Source organism: Citrobacter sp. Awk 2 (assembly GCF_028069815.1).
Taxonomy (GTDB): domain Bacteria; phylum Pseudomonadota; class Gammaproteobacteria; order Enterobacterales; family Enterobacteriaceae; genus Citrobacter.
Genome location: NZ_JANEWL010000041.1, coordinates 1 through 18,361 on the forward strand (window position 1 = coordinate 1; position 18,361 = coordinate 18,361).

General features: G+C 52.9%; 13 protein-coding genes. 8 read left to right on the forward strand and 5 right to left on the reverse strand.

Annotation, left to right across the window (positions count from 1 at the left end; translation table 11 throughout):
• Positions 1-137: 137 nt before the first annotated feature.
• The 8 genes from NNO02_RS12070 to srsR all read left to right on the forward strand — a co-directional run bounded on the left by NNO02_RS12070 (position 138) and on the right by srsR (position 11,793).
• Positions 138-4,331 (forward strand): Ig-like domain-containing protein, encoded by a 4,194-nt coding sequence (locus tag NNO02_RS12070; RefSeq protein ID WP_271454886.1) that lies wholly within the window; start codon positions 138-140, stop codon positions 4,329-4,331.
• Positions 4,332-4,632: 301 nt separating this feature from the next.
• Positions 4,633-5,652, forward strand: coding sequence for an erythrose-4-phosphate dehydrogenase (gene epd / locus NNO02_RS12075; RefSeq protein WP_271441207.1), 1,020 nt, complete (start codon positions 4,633-4,635; stop codon positions 5,650-5,652).
• Positions 5,653-5,700: 48 nt separating this feature from the next.
• Positions 5,701-6,864: a phosphoglycerate kinase gene (gene pgk, locus NNO02_RS12080; RefSeq protein ID WP_003027032.1), complete on the forward strand. Its 1,164-nt coding sequence runs from the start codon at positions 5,701-5,703 to the stop codon at positions 6,862-6,864.
• A gap of 97 nt (positions 6,865-6,961) precedes the next feature.
• Positions 6,962-8,041 (forward strand): class II fructose-bisphosphate aldolase, encoded by a 1,080-nt coding sequence (gene fbaA, locus NNO02_RS12085; protein ID WP_135324390.1) that lies wholly within the window; start codon positions 6,962-6,964, stop codon positions 8,039-8,041.
• Between the two features lie 191 nt (positions 8,042-8,232).
• Positions 8,233-9,093 carry a small-conductance mechanosensitive channel MscS gene (locus NNO02_RS12090; protein ID WP_271454887.1) on the forward strand — a complete coding sequence of 287 codons (861 nt, stop codon included), beginning with the start codon at positions 8,233-8,235 and terminating at the stop codon, positions 9,091-9,093.
• Positions 9,094-9,302: 209 nt separating this feature from the next.
• On the forward strand, positions 9,303-9,938 hold the full coding sequence (argO, locus tag NNO02_RS12095) for an arginine exporter ArgO (RefSeq protein WP_032940461.1): 636 nt from the start codon (positions 9,303-9,305) through the stop codon (positions 9,936-9,938).
• A 90-nt stretch (positions 9,939-10,028) separates the two neighbouring features.
• On the forward strand, positions 10,029-10,775 hold the full coding sequence (locus NNO02_RS12100; RefSeq protein ID WP_271441208.1) for an oxidative stress defense protein: 747 nt from the start codon (positions 10,029-10,031) through the stop codon (positions 10,773-10,775).
• A 121-nt stretch (positions 10,776-10,896) separates the two neighbouring features.
• Complete coding sequence (srsR, locus tag NNO02_RS12105) at positions 10,897-11,793, forward strand: LysR family transcriptional regulator SrsR (protein ID WP_137382638.1); 897 nt, start codon at positions 10,897-10,899, stop codon at positions 11,791-11,793.
• On the opposite strand, the gene NNO02_RS12110 is transcribed toward srsR, so the two are convergent.
• The 5 genes from NNO02_RS12110 to argP all read right to left on the reverse strand — a co-directional run bounded on the left by NNO02_RS12110 (position 11,790) and on the right by argP (position 18,335).
• Positions 11,790-13,256 (reverse strand): acetyl-CoA hydrolase/transferase family protein, encoded by a 1,467-nt coding sequence (locus NNO02_RS12110; protein WP_271449879.1) that lies wholly within the window; start codon positions 13,254-13,256, stop codon positions 11,790-11,792. The two genes, srsR and NNO02_RS12110, sit on opposite strands and share 4 nt — an antisense overlap.
• A 25-nt stretch (positions 13,257-13,281) precedes the next feature.
• A complete protein-coding gene (scpB, locus tag NNO02_RS12115) occupies positions 13,282-14,067 on the reverse strand; it encodes a methylmalonyl-CoA decarboxylase (protein ID WP_271454888.1) in 786 nt (261 codons plus the stop codon).
• 10 nt (positions 14,068-14,077) lie between these two features.
• A complete protein-coding gene (gene meaB / locus NNO02_RS12120; protein WP_271454889.1) occupies positions 14,078-15,073 on the reverse strand; it encodes a methylmalonyl Co-A mutase-associated GTPase MeaB in 996 nt (331 codons plus the stop codon).
• Positions 15,066-17,210, reverse strand: coding sequence for a methylmalonyl-CoA mutase (gene scpA, locus NNO02_RS12125; protein WP_271454890.1), 2,145 nt, complete (start codon positions 17,208-17,210; stop codon positions 15,066-15,068). Before scpA ends, meaB begins: the two co-directional genes overlap by 8 nt.
• Positions 17,211-17,441: 231 nt before the next feature.
• On the reverse strand, positions 17,442-18,335 hold the full coding sequence (gene argP / locus NNO02_RS12130; RefSeq protein WP_032940465.1) for a DNA-binding transcriptional regulator ArgP: 894 nt from the start codon (positions 18,333-18,335) through the stop codon (positions 17,442-17,444).
• Positions 18,336-18,361: the final 26 nt, after the last annotated feature.

Genomic DNA, 18,361 nt, shown 5'->3' on the forward strand with positions numbered 1-18,361 from the left:
ATATTATGTATTTATTCATTTTATTGTTTTCGCGTTAAGACAGAAAAAATATTTCTGGCGCCCGCGTGGTGGATTGTCAGGGTAAACTTTCAGAACTATTCTTCCGCATTTTAGATCTTTCTATATGGAATGTAGATATGCACGTTAAAATGCGTAAAGCTCTGGCTGTGCTGCAGATAATATTGCAGCTCTTCCCTCCCTCATTTCTTTTATATCTATCACCGATATCTTTCGCGAATGCAAAAGCGGAAAATAGCTCGCGAGTTAAAAGCGCAGAGCAGGCGGACGATCGTATCGCGCAGACGGTTGTTCAGGCCGGAACGGTGCTTGCCTCTGAAAATGCAGCGGATTCAGTCGTTAATTCGCTGACCTCCACGGCGACAGGTATGGCATCTGCCGAAGCGCAGCAGTGGTTAAATCAGTTTGGTACGGCCAGAGTGAGCGTGAGCACCGATGAGCATTTCACATTAAATGACTCGGAGCTGGATCTATTACTCCCGTTATATGACCAAAAAAATAATCTCCTGTTTACTCAATTAGGCGGGAGACGCCATGATGACCGTAACATTATGAATACCGGCTTAGGCTACCGTTATTTTACGGAAACATGGATGGTAGGTTCGAACGTTTTTTATGACAGACAACTTTCCGGTAACCAGCATCAGCGATTGGGCATTGGCGCGGAATTAGGCTGGGATTATATTAAACTTTCCGCCAATGGCTATTTTCGCCTGAGTGATTGGATGTCTTCACGCCGCTATACGGATTATGACGAGCGGGTGGCTAATGGTTTTGATATTCGTGCGACCGGATATCTCCCCGCGTACCCACAGCTCGGGGCTAATATTATTTATGAACAGTATTATGGCGACAGCGTCGGGCTGTTTGGCGATGATGAAAATGACCGCCAGAAAAACCCTCATGCCATGACGTTTGGTTTGAACTATACCCCAGTCCCGCTGGTGACGGTGGGCGTCAATCAAAAATTTGGCAAAAGCGGAGAAAACGATACTCAGATTAATTTCGCGCTGAGCTGGACGCCAGGCGTGCCGCTACGTGCGCAATTGGACCCGGCGATGGTTGCGCAACGCCGCTCGTTGGTAGGGGGACGTAAAGATCTGGTTGATCGTAACAATAATATTGTTCTGGAATACCGCAAACAGGATTTGATCACCCTTTCTCTGCCGCCGCAATTGGAAGGCGAAGAACAATCTAAACAAACGGTCACGGCAAAGGTGAAAACCAAGTATGCCCTGGATCATATTGACTGGCAGGCTGCGTCGTTCCTCAATAGCGGCGGAAAAATTACTCATGGCGCCGCTACGGATCAGGTCGTCCTGACACTCCCCGCCTGGCAAAGCAGCGGCTCTAACAGCTATACGCTGACAGGGCAGGCGTGGGATAAAAATGGCAACGCCTCTAATACCAGTGAAATGACGGTGAACGTCAAAGGTATTGATATCAATACGCTGCAGTCATCCACAAGCGTATCGCCGACGACAATTCCGGCCGATGGGGCCAGTACCGCAACGGTCACGATATCGCTTAAGACGCAATCCGCTGAAAACGCCACAGGTCTGGCATCCCGTTTGAGTGCCACGCTCATTTCAACGGCAGCGGACACGACAACCCGTCCAGACGCGAAAAAACCAACGCTAGCTGATTTCGACGAGATCTCTCCTGGCGTGTATAGCGCTTCGCTTACCTCGGGGACGATACCTGATACGCTCACCATTCAACCGTTAATTGACGGCGCCGTGAAGCTGGCGAGCGCGAAGCTTGTTGAAGAAAAGACAGAAACATTGGCGCGACTCTCCACGCTTGAGGCATCTACGGGGAGCGCACTGGCGGATGGTAGTACCGCGGTGATGCTCACGGCAACCGTACTGGATTCGTCAGGGGCGCCGGTACAAAACGAGCCGATAAACTGGAGCGCGGATAACCGTAAAGCGCAGCTTTCCGTCGCGCAATCGACGACAAACGACCAGGGGCAGGCGCAGGTCGCGGTGACCAGCGTCGATGTTATTAGTACCGTTATTACCGCTCAACGCGCTCAAGCGGAATCCCTACAGTCTGAAACGCTTAACTTTACTGCGGATAGCGCGTCGGCCCGCGTGGTTTCCGTTGAGCCAGAAAAAACACAGGTCATCGCTAATAATGAGGATACCAGCACCCTAACGGCGAAAGTGTTCGATAACTACAACCATCCATTGGATGGCATAACCGTAAACTGGACGGTGTTGAAAAGTAACGGCAGTACTGCCGGAACGGCAACTTCCGTCACTAACAATCAGGGAGAGGCGACGTTCCAGCTTAAATCGATGAAAATCGGGGTCGTCACGGTATCGGCTGGGGTTACTGGCGGGAATGCAATAGAAAGCGAAGCGATCACCTTTGTCGCCGACACCAGTACGCAGAAGGTGAGCGTGTTGCAATCCGATAAACAACAGGCGACGGCCAATGGTCGCGACGCCATTATCTACGAGGCGACGATTACCGATCTCCAGGGCAACCCAGTACAGGGGGCCGTGATTAATTGGTCCGCCGATAGTCAGGACGCCACCTTAAGCGAGAGTCAAACCCTGGCTGGCGAAGATGGCAAATCGACCATTAGCGTCGCTTCTTTGAAGGCCGGAGCGGTTGTTATTACCGCGCAGACGAGTGAAAGTACGGCAAAACAGGCGGAAAGCGTTAACTTTATTGCCGATGCGGCGACCGCGAAGATCGTTGCGTTATCTGGCAATAATCAGACGGCGCTGGCGAATAATACCGACGCCATTCAATTAAGCGCCACGGTGATGGATGCGCACGACAATGTGCTGCCTGATGCCGACGTCACATGGTCCGTTACGCCTGTCAGCGGAACGCTCTCAGCGCAAAGCAGCAAAACAAACAGCGAAGGGGTGGCGCAGGCGCGTCTTACCTCGGCGGAGGTCAATACTTATCGTGTAACGGCAAGCATCAACGAGAGCTCACAATCGCTATCGGATCTGAGTTTTACCGCGGACAAAACAACCGCGGAGATAACCCAGCTGGAAGCGGATAAAGAGACGGCGATCGTGGCTGATAAAGATAGCGTGGTATTGACCGCCACCGTGGTGGACGTGAATCAACATGCGGTTTCAGGTGTCACCATCCATTGGAGTAGCAGTGAAGCTAACAGCGCGTTCACGACGTCATCAGCGGTAACCGATGAAAATGGGCGGGCAACGACGACCTTCTCGAGTCTGAAAGCCGGCGACATTACGGTGACGGCGGCCCTGGAAGGAAATAATCACACGAAGGTGTTGCAGGTTATCGGTAATGCCGCTACGGCGAAAATTACGACGGTCGCCGCGGATAAAAATGAAGCCGTAGCCGACGGCGTTAGCGCGGTGACGTGGACCGCGGTGGTCTCTGATGCCAATGACAACGCTTTGAATGGCCTTACGGTAGACTGGAGCGCAGATCAAAGTTATCTCGCTTTCTCGTCGACGAGTAGCCTGACGGCAGAAAACGGCGAGGCGACGATCCGCGCAACATCGATAACATCCGGCGAGACGATTGTTACCGCGTCTATTGCGTCACCGGCGATGCAATATAGCGCCAACGCCGTGAATTTCATCGGCGATGCCAAAACCGCCAAAGTGGTGAAACTGGCGGCGAATCTCGATCATGTGGCGGCAAACACTGAACCGGTGGTCTATACCGCGACAATACAGGACGAGAACGGAAACCCGGTTGAGGCGGCCGTCGTGGCATGGAGTACCGATATGAACTCACTGTCGGCACAAACCAGCGTGACAAACCACGATGGCGAAGCGACGGTGAACCTGTCCGGGTCCGAGTTCGGTAAACCCACGGTTATTGCCAGCACCAACGGGAGTAGCTTGTCGGATAACTCGGTGATGTTTATGGGGACGATCGCTGAGTCCTGGGATATTGCTAATGGTGCGCAACCCAGTGCTTATAAAGGGGAAACCATCGCCAATTTGAAAAATCTCGGATTCATTGTCACGGGTAACACGACAGGGCCGACCGAGTTGATATGGTCGCTGAATTATGGGGGATATTCGGAGCTGACGGCGCAGTTAACGGATGAAAACGGCGTTTCTCAAACGGTCGCCTTCCGCGGACAGGTCATAAATAAGTGTACCGCATTTGAGTTTAACAGCGCATCAGGATGTCAGTTGCCGGGGAATGCGCCGCAGATAACCTATGATCCGTCCTATGGTAATAATGCCGCCTTGCCTGCCGGGAAGTATCATGGCGTCATCACCTTCGATGGGAAGGACTGGCACTCTTCGTGGGCGCTCAGTTATACGGTGACGACCACTCTGACGATTCTCTAATCCCTTTTCCCCGCAGCGATGCTGCGGGGATATCGTGTTTCATCGCTATTCTTGTTAACTGAAAAATTCGTCGTAGATATTCCAGATAAAATGTGACGCAAGTCAGATAATTGTGTTCTGTTGCTGGACAATCATTCCTTTTATTCCTTGTTTCGCTTATTCTAGCTGAAGCGTTTCAGTCGATTAAATGTTCGACAATTAATCAATTAGTCGCAGTTTGCGACAGGTAAGGTTTCCCTGAGCGGTTTGCTGCATTACTCTGTCAGCCACATCGTTTCTGAGAAATCCTTGCAGGAGACCTATGACCGTACGCGTAGCGATTAATGGTTTCGGTCGCATCGGACGTAACGTGGTTCGTGCTTTGTATGAATCCGGGCGTCGGGCGGAAATCACCGTGGTGGCTATCAACGAACTGGCGGATGCCGCAGGCATGGCGCATTTGTTGAAATATGACACCAGCCATGGGCGTTTTGCCTGGGATGTTCGTCAGGAACGTGACCAGCTCATCGTTGGCGATGACGCGATTCGCATTCTGCATGAACGAACCCTTGATGCGCTTCCGTGGCGTGAATTGGGCGTCGACGTTGTGCTGGACTGCACAGGTGTCTTCGGCAACCGCGAACACGGCGAGGCGCACATTGCCGCTGGTGCTAAAAAAGTGCTCTTTTCACATCCTGGCAGTCACGACATCGACGCAACCGTTGTGTTTGGCGTTAACCAGGATCAACTGCGCGCTGAGCACCGGATCGTCTCCAACGCCTCCTGCACCACGAATTGTATAATTCCCGTCATTAAATTGCTGGATGATGCTTACGGCATCGAGTCTGGTACCGTCACGACGATCCACTCCGCGATGCACGATCAGCAGGTTATTGATGCTTATCATCCTGACCTGCGCCGCACGCGAGCGGCTAGCCAGTCGATCATCCCGGTTGATACCAAACTGGCGGCGGGTATCACACGAATTTTTCCGCAATTTAACGATCGTTTTGAAGCGATTGCGGTGCGTGTACCGACCATTAATGTGACGGCGATCGACTTAAGCGTGACGGTGAAAAAACCGGTAAAAGCCAGTGAAGTCAACCAGTTGCTGCAAAAAGCAGCACAAGGTGCATTTCATGGTATAGTTGACTATACGGAATTACCGTTGGTCTCTGTAGATTTTAACCACGACCCGCACAGCGCCATCGTTGATGGTACGCAAACGCGCGTGAGTGGCGCTCACCTGATCAAGACCCTGGTCTGGTGCGATAATGAATGGGGCTTTGCTAACCGTATGCTCGACACAACGTTAGCGATGGCTGCTATTGGTTTCAGGTAAGGCGCGTGAGCGCTTGCAACACTTTAAGAATCAACGAGAGGATTCACCATGTCTGTAATTAAGATGACCGATCTGGATCTTGCTGGTAAACGTGTTTTTATCCGTGCGGATCTGAACGTACCAGTTAAAGAAGGGAAAGTAACCAGCGATGCGCGTATTCGTGCCTCTCTGCCAACCATCGAGCTGGCACTGAAGCAGGGTGCAAAAGTGATGGTAACTTCCCACCTGGGTCGTCCTACCGAAGGCGAGTACAACGAAGAATTCTCTCTGCTGCCGGTTGTTAACTACCTGAAAGACAAACTGTCTGCTCCGGTTCGCCTGGTAAAAGATTACCTGGACGGCGTTGAAGTCGCTGCCGGTGAACTGGTTGTTCTGGAAAACGTTCGCTTCAACAAAGGCGAGAAGAAAGACGACGAAGCGCTGTCCAAAAAATATGCCGCACTGTGCGATGTATTCGTCATGGACGCTTTCGGCACGGCTCACCGTGCACAGGCTTCCACTCACGGTATCGGTAAATTCGCTGATGTAGCGTGTGCGGGTCCGTTGTTGGCAGCTGAGCTGGATGCACTGGGTAAAGCACTGAAAGAACCTGCTCGTCCGATGGTGGCTATTGTTGGTGGTTCTAAAGTCTCTACCAAACTGACTGTTCTGGACTCCCTGTCTAAAATCGCCGACCAGCTGATCGTAGGCGGTGGTATCGCGAACACCTTCGTTGCCGCTCAAGGCCACAACGTGGGTAAATCCCTGTACGAAGCTGACCTGGTTGATGAAGCTAAGCGTCTGCTGACCACTTGTGACATCCCGGTTCCGACTGACGTTCGCGTAGCGACTGAATTCTCTGAAACTGCACCGGCTACGCTGAAATCCGTTAGCGATGTGAAAGAAGACGAGCAAATTCTGGATATCGGCGACGCTTCTGCACAGCAATTGGCTGACATCCTGAAAAATGCGAAAACCATTCTGTGGAACGGCCCGGTTGGTGTGTTTGAATTCCCGAACTTCCGCAAAGGTACTGAAATCGTTGCTAACGCTATCGCAGACAGCGAAGCGTTCTCCATCGCGGGCGGCGGTGACACCCTGGCAGCAATCGACCTGTTCGGCATTGCTGACAAAATCTCCTACATCTCTACTGGCGGCGGCGCATTCCTCGAATTCGTGGAAGGCAAAGTCCTGCCAGCAGTAGCGATGCTCGAAGAGCGCGCTAAGAAGTAATTCAGTTCAGGCGGGGTGACCCGCCTGTTTTTCAGCGCGCTTAAACGCTCGCGAACCTTCTTCAACGGTCGAAGATACAGATACAGGACTACGTAACATGTCTAAAATTTTTGATTTCGTAAAACCGGGCGTCATCACTGGCGACGACGTTCAGAAAGTTTTCCAGGTAGCTAAAGAAAACAACTTTGCTCTGCCAGCTGTTAACTGCGTTGGTACCGACTCCATTAACGCCGTTCTGGAAACCGCTGCAAAAGTTAAAGCGCCGGTAATCGTTCAGTTCTCCAACGGTGGTGCTTCTTTCATCGCGGGTAAAGGCGTGAAGTCCGACGTGCCTCAGGGCGCTGCAATCCTGGGTGCTATCTCTGGCGCGCATCACGTTCACCAGATGGCTGAACACTACGGTGTTCCGGTTATCCTGCACACTGACCACTGCGCGAAGAAACTGCTGCCGTGGATCGACGGTCTGCTGGACGCGGGTGAAAAACACTTTGCAGCAACGGGCAAACCGCTGTTCTCTTCTCACATGATCGACCTGTCTGAAGAGTCTCTGGAAGAGAACATCGAAATCTGCTCCAAATATCTGGCGCGTATGTCCAAAATGGGCATGACTCTGGAAATCGAACTGGGTTGCACCGGTGGTGAAGAAGACGGCGTGGACAACAGCCACATGGACGCTTCTGCCCTGTACACCCAACCAGAAGACGTTGATTACGCGTTCACTGAGCTGAGCAAAATCAGCCCGCGCTTCACCATCGCTGCTTCCTTCGGCAACGTACACGGCGTGTACAAGCCAGGCAACGTGGTTCTGACCCCGACCATCCTGCGTGATTCTCAGGACTATGTTTCTAAGAAACATAACCTGCCGCACAACAGCCTGAACTTCGTGTTCCACGGCGGTTCCGGTTCTACTGCTCAGGAAATCAAAGACTCCGTAAGCTACGGCGTAGTGAAAATGAACATCGATACCGATACCCAATGGGCTACCTGGGAAGGCGTTCTGAACTACTACAAAGCCAACGAAGCTTACCTGCAGGGTCAGCTGGGCAACCCGAAAGGCGAAGATCAGCCGAACAAGAAATACTACGATCCGCGCGTATGGCTGCGTGCTGGTCAGGCAACCATGATCACCCGTCTGGAACAGGCTTTCAAAGAACTGAACGCGGTTGACGTTCTGTAATTTACGCCGTTCTACGTGACATGAGGCCCGCATATGCGGGCCTTTTTTATTGCCATTTCAATGTGCTGCTGACAGAGAATTCTGTGATCTGTTTGGCAAAATTCGGGTTTATTGTTTACCCTTGTCAGGTTGCCCGCCCCGGTGGGGTGGCTTTATTTCTCCCGTTTGGGTAAGCAAAAAAGGAATAGTAAATGGAAGATTTGAATGTTGTCGACAGCATAAACGGTGCGGGCACCTGGCTGGTCCGCAACCAGGAACTGCTGCTGAGCTATGCCGTCAACATCGTTGCGGCCATCGCCATTGTTATTATCGGTATGATTGTGGCGCGAATCGTTTCGAACACGGTTAACCGCCTGATGGTAGCGCGTAAAATTGATGCAACCGTTGCCGACTTCCTCTCTGCGCTGGTGCGCTACGGGATCATTGCGTTCACGCTGATTGCCGCCCTCGGACGCGTTGGGGTGCAGACGGCTTCGGTGATTGCCGTTCTCGGTGCGGCAGGTTTAGCCGTTGGTCTGGCATTACAAGGTTCGTTGTCGAACCTTGCCGCTGGCGTACTGCTGGTGATGTTCCGCCCGTTCCGTGCGAGTGAGTATGTTGACCTCGGCGGCGTAGCCGGAACCGTGCTTAACGTGCAGATATTCTCCACTACCATGCGTACCGTGGATGGCAAGATTGTTGTGATCCCAAACGGTAAAATCATCGCCGGGAATATCATCAACTTCTCTCGTGAACCGGTTCGCCGTAACGAATTTATTATCGGTGTAGCCTACGATTCCGATATCGATCAGGTGAAGAAAATCCTTACCGATATCATCCAGTCTGATGATCGTATCCTGAAAGATCGAGAAATGACGGTGCGTCTGAATGAGCTAGGGGCTTCCTCCATTAACTTTGTGGTACGTGTCTGGAGTAACAGCGGCGACCTGCAAAGTGTTTACTGGGATGTGCTGGAGCGTATTAAACGTGAGTTCGATGCCAACGGTATCAGCTTCCCATATCCGCAGATGGATGTGAATTTCAAGCGCGTGAAAGAGCGCGCGGCCGAGTAATCTTTTCCGTACTACGGTGCCGGATGGCGCTTCGCTTATCCGGCCTACTCAGATTTCTATACTGTAGGCCGGATCAGGCACAAGCCGCCATCCGGCATTTTCTCCCCAGGTATTAATTCCTCTTATCCCTGATTAATATTATCAATTTCCGCTAATGATTTTCCCGCGCTATAGTCTGCGCTTAAGAGAAATAGCTCGGGATAAAAAACGTGATATCTTATTATTTTCAAGGTCTTGCGCTTGGCGCAGCCATGATCCTTCCACTTGGACCGCAGAACGCTTTTGTGATGAATCAGGGTATTCGTCGCCAGTATCACATCATGATTGCCTTACTTTGCGCCATCAGTGACTTAGTGCTTATCTGTGCCGGTATCTTTGGTGGTAGTGCCTTGTTGATGCAGTCGCCGTGGTTGATGGCGCTGGTGACCTGGGGCGGGGTGGCGTTTTTACTCTGGTATGGCTTTGGTGCGTTAAAAACGGCGATGAGCAGCAACCTGGAGCTGGCCAGTGCCGAGGTGATGAAGCAGGGCCGCTGGAAAATCATCGCCACCATGCTAGCGGTAACCTGGTTAAACCCACATGTCTATTTGGATACTTTTGTCGTGCTGGGCAGCCTTGGCGGCCAGCTGGATGTGGAACCTAAGCGCTGGTTTGCACTGGGAACCGTCAGCGCGTCGTTCCTGTGGTTCTTTGGTCTGGCACTGCTGGCAGCCTGGCTGGCCCCGCGTCTGCGTACTGCTAAAGCCCAGCGCATTATCAACACGCTGGTAGGATTAGTGATGTGGTTTATCGCTTTTCAGCTGGCAAAAGAAGGTGTTGCGCACGTTCATGCGCTGTTCAACTAAGTGTTGTCTGATGGACAACGTGGCGAGATCGGCTAAGCTTGCCTGCATGCGCCCTGAGTTTAGGGGTATATGTAACATGGAGGAACGACAGTGAAGTTCAAAGTCATCGCCCTGGCGGCATTAGTCGGATTCAGCGCACTATCGGTACAGGCAAACGAATTGCCCAATGGACCGCACATCGTGACTTCCGGAACGGCAAGCGTCGATGCGACACCTGATATTGCTACTCTGGCAATTGAAGTGAACGTAGCGGCCAAGGATGCAGCATCTGCGAAAAAGCAAGCCGACGAGCGTGTGGCGCAGTATCTTTCCTTCCTTGAGCAAAACCAGATAGCGAAGAAAGATATTAGCGCCGCCAATCTGCGTACACAGCCGGACTACGACTACCAGAATGGTAAAAGCGTACTGAAAGGCTACCGTGCGGTACGTACTGTTGAGGTTACGCTGCGTCAGTTGGATAAGCTGAACGCCCTGTTGGATGGCGCGCTGAAAGCGGGTCTGAATGAGATCCGCTCGGTATCGCTGGGTGTGGCTCAGCCAGATACCTACAAAGACAAGGCGCGTAAAGCCGCAATTGATGATGCCATTCATCAGGCTGAACAGCTGGCTGCGGGCTTCAATAGCAAACTTGGCCCGGTGTACAGTGTGCGCTACCACGTTTCCAATTATCAGCCGAGCCCAATGGTACGGATGATGAAGGCAGACGCGGCACCTGCTGCATCGGCTCAGGAAACCTACGAACAGCCGGTCATTCAGTTTGACGATCAGGTTGATGTGGTCTTCCAAATCGAACCCGCAGCGGGTCAGCCAGCAGCAGCGCCTGCCAAAACGCAGTAATCTTTTCAGACCCGGCTTATCCGCCGGGTTTTTTCTGTGAACAACTGTAAAAATGCGACCGCGTCGCGAGTCTTTTTTTTGTCTTGATGAGGATATGCCGTAGTGATTTTATGAGGTGACTATGGATATTTTTATCTCGAAAAAGATGCGCAATTTTATTCTGCTGGCGCAAACGAATAACATCGCCAGAGCGGCAGAAAAAATACACATGACCGCATCGCCGTTTGGCAAAAGCATTGCTGCACTGGAAGATCAAATCGGCTATACGCTGTTTACCCGTAAAGATAACAACATCAGTCTGAACAAAGCCGGTCAGGAGCTGTATCAGAAATTATTTCCCGTCTATCAGCGGCTATCTGCTATTGATAACGAAATCCATAATGCCTCTCGTCGCTCGCGGGAAATCGTCATCGGCATCGACAACACTTACCCAACCATTATTTTTGACCAGCTGATTAGCCTTGGCGATAAGTACGATGGTATCAGCGCCCAGGCTGTCGAGTTCAGTGAAAATGGGGTGATTGATAATCTGTTCGACCGACAACTTGATTTTATTATCTCGCCGCAACATGTGTCTCCCCGGGTGCAAGAGCTGGATAATCTGGCAGTAAGTGAATTACCGCCGTTACGCCTGGGGTTTCTGGTATCCCGGCGTTACGAAGAAAAGCAACCACAGGATTTGCTGCGTGAGCTGCCCTGGTTGCAGATGCGCTTCCAGAATCGCGCCAACTTTGAGGCGATGCTGGATGCCTACATGCGACCCTGTGGGATCAACCCGACGATAATCTATCGTCCGTACAGCTTTATGGCCAAGATTAGCGCCGTGGAGCGGGGGCAGTTTCTGACGGTCATCCCGCATTTTGCCTGGCGGCTGGTGAACCCGTCGACGCTGAAATATTTCGATGCGCCCGGCAGTCCCATGTATATGCAGGAGTTTCTGTATTCGCTGAAAAACCATCGCTACACCGCCACAATGCTGCAGCATATTGCTGAGGATCGTGACGGTACGGCAACTTAACCCAGCATGGAACCGGTCTCGATCAAATTTCTATGCAGATCAAAGGCATGACTGAGATCGTGATGAATATGCCCGCCGGGCGCTTTTTCCAGATAGTGGTGCAGGTAGTCCCGGTACAGGGGATGAGCACAGTTGTCGATGATGGTATGTGCCCGTTGCAGAGGAGATAACCCGCGCAGATCGGCAATACCCTGTTCAGTGATGATCACTTTCACACTATGCTCGCTGTGATCGACATGGCTGCACATCGGCACAATAGTGGATATTTTCCCGCCTTTGGCGATCGACGGAGCCATAAAGATCGACAGATAGGCGTTACGTTCGAAATCGCCGCTGCCGCCAATACCGTTCATCAGATTGACCCCCGCGACATGCGTGGAGTTAGCATGACCATAAATATCAAACTCCAGGCCGACATTAAGCGCAATAACCCCCAGACGACGGATGATCTCCGGATTGTTGGAGATCTCCTGCGGGCGCAACACAATCCGGCTGGTGAAGAAATCCATGTTGTTGTAGATTTTTTGCAGCGATGGGGCGGAAATGGTCAGACTCGAGGCGCTGGCGCCGGTTACTTTCCCTGTTTCCAGCAGATGCACCACCGATTCCTGCAGCACCTCCGAATACATCATAAAGGGCGGAATATCCGGGTTCTCACCCAGTCGCGCCATCACTGCGTTATTGATATTGCCAACGCCACTCTGAAGGGGCAAAAACTCAGGTGGAATTCGCTTGTGCGCCATTTCTGCCAGCAGAAAGGTGACCACGTTATCGGCTATTTGTTGGCTGACCGGGTTGGTTTTATCTGACGCATTACCGGCATCTGGCAGTTCGGTATCCACTATCGCAACGACCTTTTTCGGGTCTATCTGCACGCACTGTGTCCCGACACGATCCATGGTATGAAAAATGGGCACGCTGTTCCGCCGTGGTGGTGCGCCTGGAATAACAATGTCGGCAAGCTCTGCTACGCGCGGGTTATGGTAGTGGTTCAGTTCGATTACCACTTTTTTTGCCCGCAGCAGCCAGGTTGGCGCATTGCCTATCCCGCTTGTGAGCCAAATCCGTCCATCTGGCGCGATGGCTGAAGCTTCAATAACGGCAATATCGATCTCGCCAAAAAAGCCGTAATTGACCATCTGCGCAACCTCACTCAGATGGAGATCGACAAACCTCACCTGGCCCTGGTTAATTTTCTCGCGCAGGCCGGAGGAGGTTTGATAAGGCGCACGCCAGGAAACGGCATCTGCCTCTGATAATGCATCGTCAGCGGCAGCGCCGATTGACGCCCCAGTCAGCAAGCGAATCTGAAAGGGCTGCCCGGCCTGATGCTGTTCGCAGGCGCGTCGGGCAAGCGCTGTCGGCAATGCTTTTGGTGAGCCTGCTGGTGTGAATCCGCTAAATGCCACCATATCATCGTGTTGGATAATTTCTGCCGCTTCTTCAGCGCTCATCCGTTTCATGGCTCTCTCCTTTCTCTGACCGCAATTAGTGGCCGACAAAATTCGGTTTACGTTTTTCCATAAACGCATTCATCCCTTCCTGATAGTCTTCGCTGTCGTACACCGCGCGACGCATACCCTGAATACGCTCGAACTCGTCGGAATTCATGGTGTGCGCTTCACCCAGCACGCGTAGCTCTTCTTTGATAACGGCGATCGCCAGCGGCGCTTTTTCTGAGATGTGGTGCGCCATTTGCAAAGTGAAATCTTCCAGTTCGTCGACAGGGACGACATGGTTAAGGATCCCAACGGCCATGGCGCGTTGTGCTGTAATGGGCGAGGCGGTAAAAATCAGCTCTTTCACGATGTGAAAGCCTGCATCACGGGTCAGGTTGTGGATGCCCACCAGGTTATAGGGCACACCAAGGTTGACTGGCGTCATCGAAAAGGTGGACGTTTCAGCGGAGATAATCAGATCGGAGCTCATGATCATTTCAAATGCCCCCCCCCAGACGCTGCCTTCAACCATGGAGATCACGGGTTTCGGATATTTTTGGATCATGCGGGTTATCTGACGCAGCGGATCGTCATAGGAGAGGGGATCGCGACGTCCGGTTGGGAGTTCATGAATGTCATGCCCGGCAGAGAACACTTTTGCCCCGCCTGGTGCGCGCAGAATAATGCAGCGAATTTCCGGACGATTGAGATCGCTCAGCGCCTGTATCAGATCGTCGATAAATACTTTACTCAGGGCATTGAGCTTGCGGGCATAGTTGAATTCAATGACCGCGACTTTCTGGATGATGACAACGTTGACGTATTGATAAGACATAATGTTCTCTTTATTCAAAGTAATGATGCTGGATAAATTCGCTGATGTGCCGCAGCCCGGTGCGCGGCGAAAGATCATTGTTTTTCACGGACTGTAGCGTTTGCTGGAAATAGCGGTCGAAATCCGTACAGGCAAACAGCAGATGCAGCGCCTCTTCTTCAGCCTGTTTCTGTATCCACTCAACCGCCTGTTGTTGACGCACTTTTTCCAGCCGACCGCTGGTGGTAAGACGCGTTCTGAAGTCGGTTATCGTCTGCCAGATTTCCTCGATGCCACGCTTTTCCAGCGCACTACAGGTCAGAACCTGCGGCTGCCACTCGTCATACTTGCGGCGCAGAATATGCAGGGCGGATTCGTACATATGGCGTGCGATGGCAACCTGGTTACGGTTATCACCGTCGTCCTTGTTGATGACGATCAGATCCGCCACCTCCATCAGGCCTTTTTTGATGCCCTGCAAATCGTCACCGCCACCGGCAATCTGCAACGAGATAAAACAATCAACCATCCGGGCCACTTCGGTTTCGGACTGCCCGACGCCGACGGTTTCCACAATCACCACGTCAAAGCCCGCCGCTTCGCACAGTAGCATTAACTCACGCGCGCGCTGACTGGCACCGCCTAAATGCCCGCCGGAAGGCACCGGGCGAATGAACGCGGATTCGGCGCGGGCAAGCTCGGTCATCCTGGTTTTATCGCCAAGAATGCTGCCGCCGCTAACCGGGCTGCTGGGATCGACTGCAATAACTGCCACCCGTAATCCGTGGCGGATGAGCAGCATACCGAACGCTTCCAGAAAGGTACTTTTGCCCGCGCCTGGCGTACCGGTAATACCCAGACGCAGGGCATGACCGGTGAACGGCATAATGGCGTCCAGTAATTGCGTACTCAGGGACTGGTGGCGCGGGTGGCTACTTTCGACCAGCGTCATCGCCTGCGCGAGCGTGGCGCGCTCACCCAGGCGCAGGCGCCGGACGGTATCCTCGAGCGTGGCGGCGTTAATCATGATGTTGGCTAATGCGGGTTAACACATCGCGGACGCTATCGAGCATCGGCGTACCTGGGCCATAAATGGCAGCGACGCCACGCTCATGCAGGAAGGCGTAATCCTGCGGCGGGATAACCCCTCCCGCGACCACGCAAATATCTTCGCGCCCCCAGTTTTTGAGCGCGGTGACCAGTTCCGGGATTAGCGTTTTATGACCTGCTGCCAGTGATGATGCGCCAATCACATGCACATCGTTTTCTACGGCCAGGCGGGCAATCTCTTCCGGTGTGGAGAACATCGGACTGAGGTCAACATCGAATCCGAGGTCGGAGTAGGCGCTGGCGATCACTTTTGCGCCGCGATCGTGACCATCCTGACCCATCTTGGCGATTAGAATGCGCGGGCGACGGCCATGTTCAGCCAGAAATTGCTCAGTTTGCGCAACGATAGCGTCAAACTCATCGGCGGATTTGTCTGACTGATGGTAGCTTTGCGCAATCACCCCAGTAACGCACTGGCTGGGAACCAGATAGCGGTCAAAGGCAACCTCCAGCGCGTCGGAGATCTCACCGAGCGTGGCGCGAACACGGGCGGCGTTAATCGCCGCGGCCAACAGGTTTTCATTGTGCTGTGCGGCGTGGGTCAGCGCTGACAGTGCAGTTTTGACGGCATCATTGTCGCGGGTGGCGCGTATATGCTGCAGCGAAGCAATTTGCTCGTTACGCACCTTCACGTTGTCGATCTCCAGCACCGACGTCTCGTCTTCTTTATCCAGCTTGTACTTGTTCACGCCAACGATGACGCGCTTGCCCTGGTCGATCAGCGATTGTTCACGTGCCGAGGCTTCTTCGATCATCCGTTTCGGCAACCCGGCTTCGATCGCTTTCGCCATGCCGCCGACTTCATCGATCTGTTTGATGATCGTGCGTGCCTGCTTCACGATGTGATCGGTGAGCGACTCGACGTAATACGATCCGGCCAGCGGATCGACGGTGCGGCAGATCTCCGATTCTTCCTGAATGATGATCTGCGTATTACGCGCAATGCGCGCGGAGAAATCCGTCGGCAGACCGAGCGCTTCATCAAAGGCGTTGGTATGCAAAGACTGCGTACCGCCGAGTGTGGCACCGAGTGCTTCGATGGTGGTGCGAATGACGTTGTTGTAGGGGTCCTGCTCGGTCAGGCTCCAGCCGGATGTCTGACAGTGGGTGCGCAGGGCTAAGGATTTCGGGTTGGTCGCGCCAAAACTGCTGACCGCTTCGCTCCACAAATAACGCGCTGCGCGCAACATGGCGACGTTCATGAACAGATCCATGCCGATACCGAAGAAGAATGACAGGCGCGGGGCAAAGTCATCAATTTTCAATCCTGCAGAGAGTGCGGCTTTGATGTATTCAATACCGTCAGCCAGCGTAAATGCCACCTGCTGCACGCAGTTCGCGCCGGCTTCGCCCATGTGGTAGCCGCTGATGCTGATGGTATTAAAGCGTGGCATGTTGCCAGAACACCAGGCGATGATGTCGGCGATAATGCGCATCGAAGGTTTTGGCGGATAAATGTAGGTGTTGCGACACAGGTATTCTTTCAGAATATCGTTCTGAATGGTCCCGGTGAGCTGTTCCGGTGTTACGCCTTGTTCTTCTGCAGCGACGATATAAAACGCCAGTACCGGCAGCACTGCGCCGTTCATGGTCATTGATACCGACATCTTATCCAGCGGGATCTGGTCGAACAGTACCTTCATATCTTCGACGGTATCGATCGCCACGCCCGCTTTGCCGACGTCACCCGCCACACGAGGATTATCAGAGTCATAGCCACGGTGGGTGGCAAGATCAAACGCAACGGAGAGCCCCTTTTGTCCGGCAGCGAGGTTGCGGCGATAAAACGCATTCGACTCTTTAGCAGTTGAGAAACCGGCGTACTGGCGAATGGTCCACGGCTGCGCGGTATACATGGTGGCGCGTGGGCCGCGCACGTAAGGCGGCAGGCCGGGGAGAGTACCTGTTACTTCCAGATTATCGAGATCGGCCTCGGTATACAGCGGCTTGATGGCAATCCCTTCCGCCGTTTGTCTTTCCAGCGATTCGACGGTTTTTTCCCGGCGACTGAGTTCTTTATTGGCGAGTGTTTGCCACTCCTGTACGTTTGCCATTTTTTGCTCCGTATTACGCAATAAGTTGAATCTTTACGAATACGGTGAGCTTTTTCAGTCAGCTTGTCGCCAGCAAAAAATAGCCAACAGGGCGTCGTTTTTTGCCGCATGGTGTGTTTGATTTTGTGATGTCTTTCAAAGACGTGGTATGAATAACATGAAAAAGCGGTAAGAGGGGGAGGCCGGATAAGGCGTTACGCCGCCATCCGGCACTCAGAGGCTATAAACAGTTTAATCCTGGCGCAGCACGTTGTGACCGTAAGCCAGCAGAGCGTCGGTGACGTTGCGCATCATGCGGCTTTCCGGTGCAAAGCGATGCCAGTAGAGCATCCGGCGCTGGAACAGTCCTGGCGTTAAGTCGATAAGCTCACCGCTTTCCAGCTCTTTTTCAATTTGCAGGTGAGGGATCATACAACAGGTCGTGCCCTGACGCGCCAGCTGAACGAAGGCTTCGGATGAGTTAACGATGTGGCATGGCACACTACCCGGCGGCAAATCGAAGTTCTGCTGCAGGAAGGCCTGGTGCATATCGTCGAGGTGGTCAAAAGCCACTGCTGGTGCTTTCAGCAGGGCGGAGCGGGTAACACCATTAGGGAAGTAGCGTTCGGCAAACGCTTTGGAGCCAACAAAAAGATAGTCGAGCGCGCCGAGCTTATCCACCAGGCAGCTTGGCAGCGCCTGATGCTGAATACTCACTGCACCCACTACTTCACCCCGGCGCAGACGTTCCTGGGTCCGGGTTTCATCTTCAACCTGCAGGTTCAGACGAATCGGTGAATTGGCCAGTACCGGCGCTAGCGCCGGAAGCAACCAGGTTGCCAGGCTGTCGGCGTTCACCGCCAGCGAGAGCAGCAGCGGCGTGGACCCGGTTTGTTCATCACCCAGCCACTCATCTTCCAGCAGCTCAACCTGGCGCAACAGGGCCAGAAGCTTTTGTCCTTGTTCGGTAGGGCGCGGGGGGACGGTACGCACCAGCAACGGTTGTCCGAACATATTCTCAAGCTGTTTTATGCGCTGTGAAACCGCGGATTGCGTGATGCACAGCTTTTGCGCCGCGCGCTCAAATCCTCGTTCACGAATAACCGCATCCAGTGCTTGTAGTGTTCTGTAGTCCGGACGTTTCATTGCTTTGGCGCACTCCTGAAATTTTT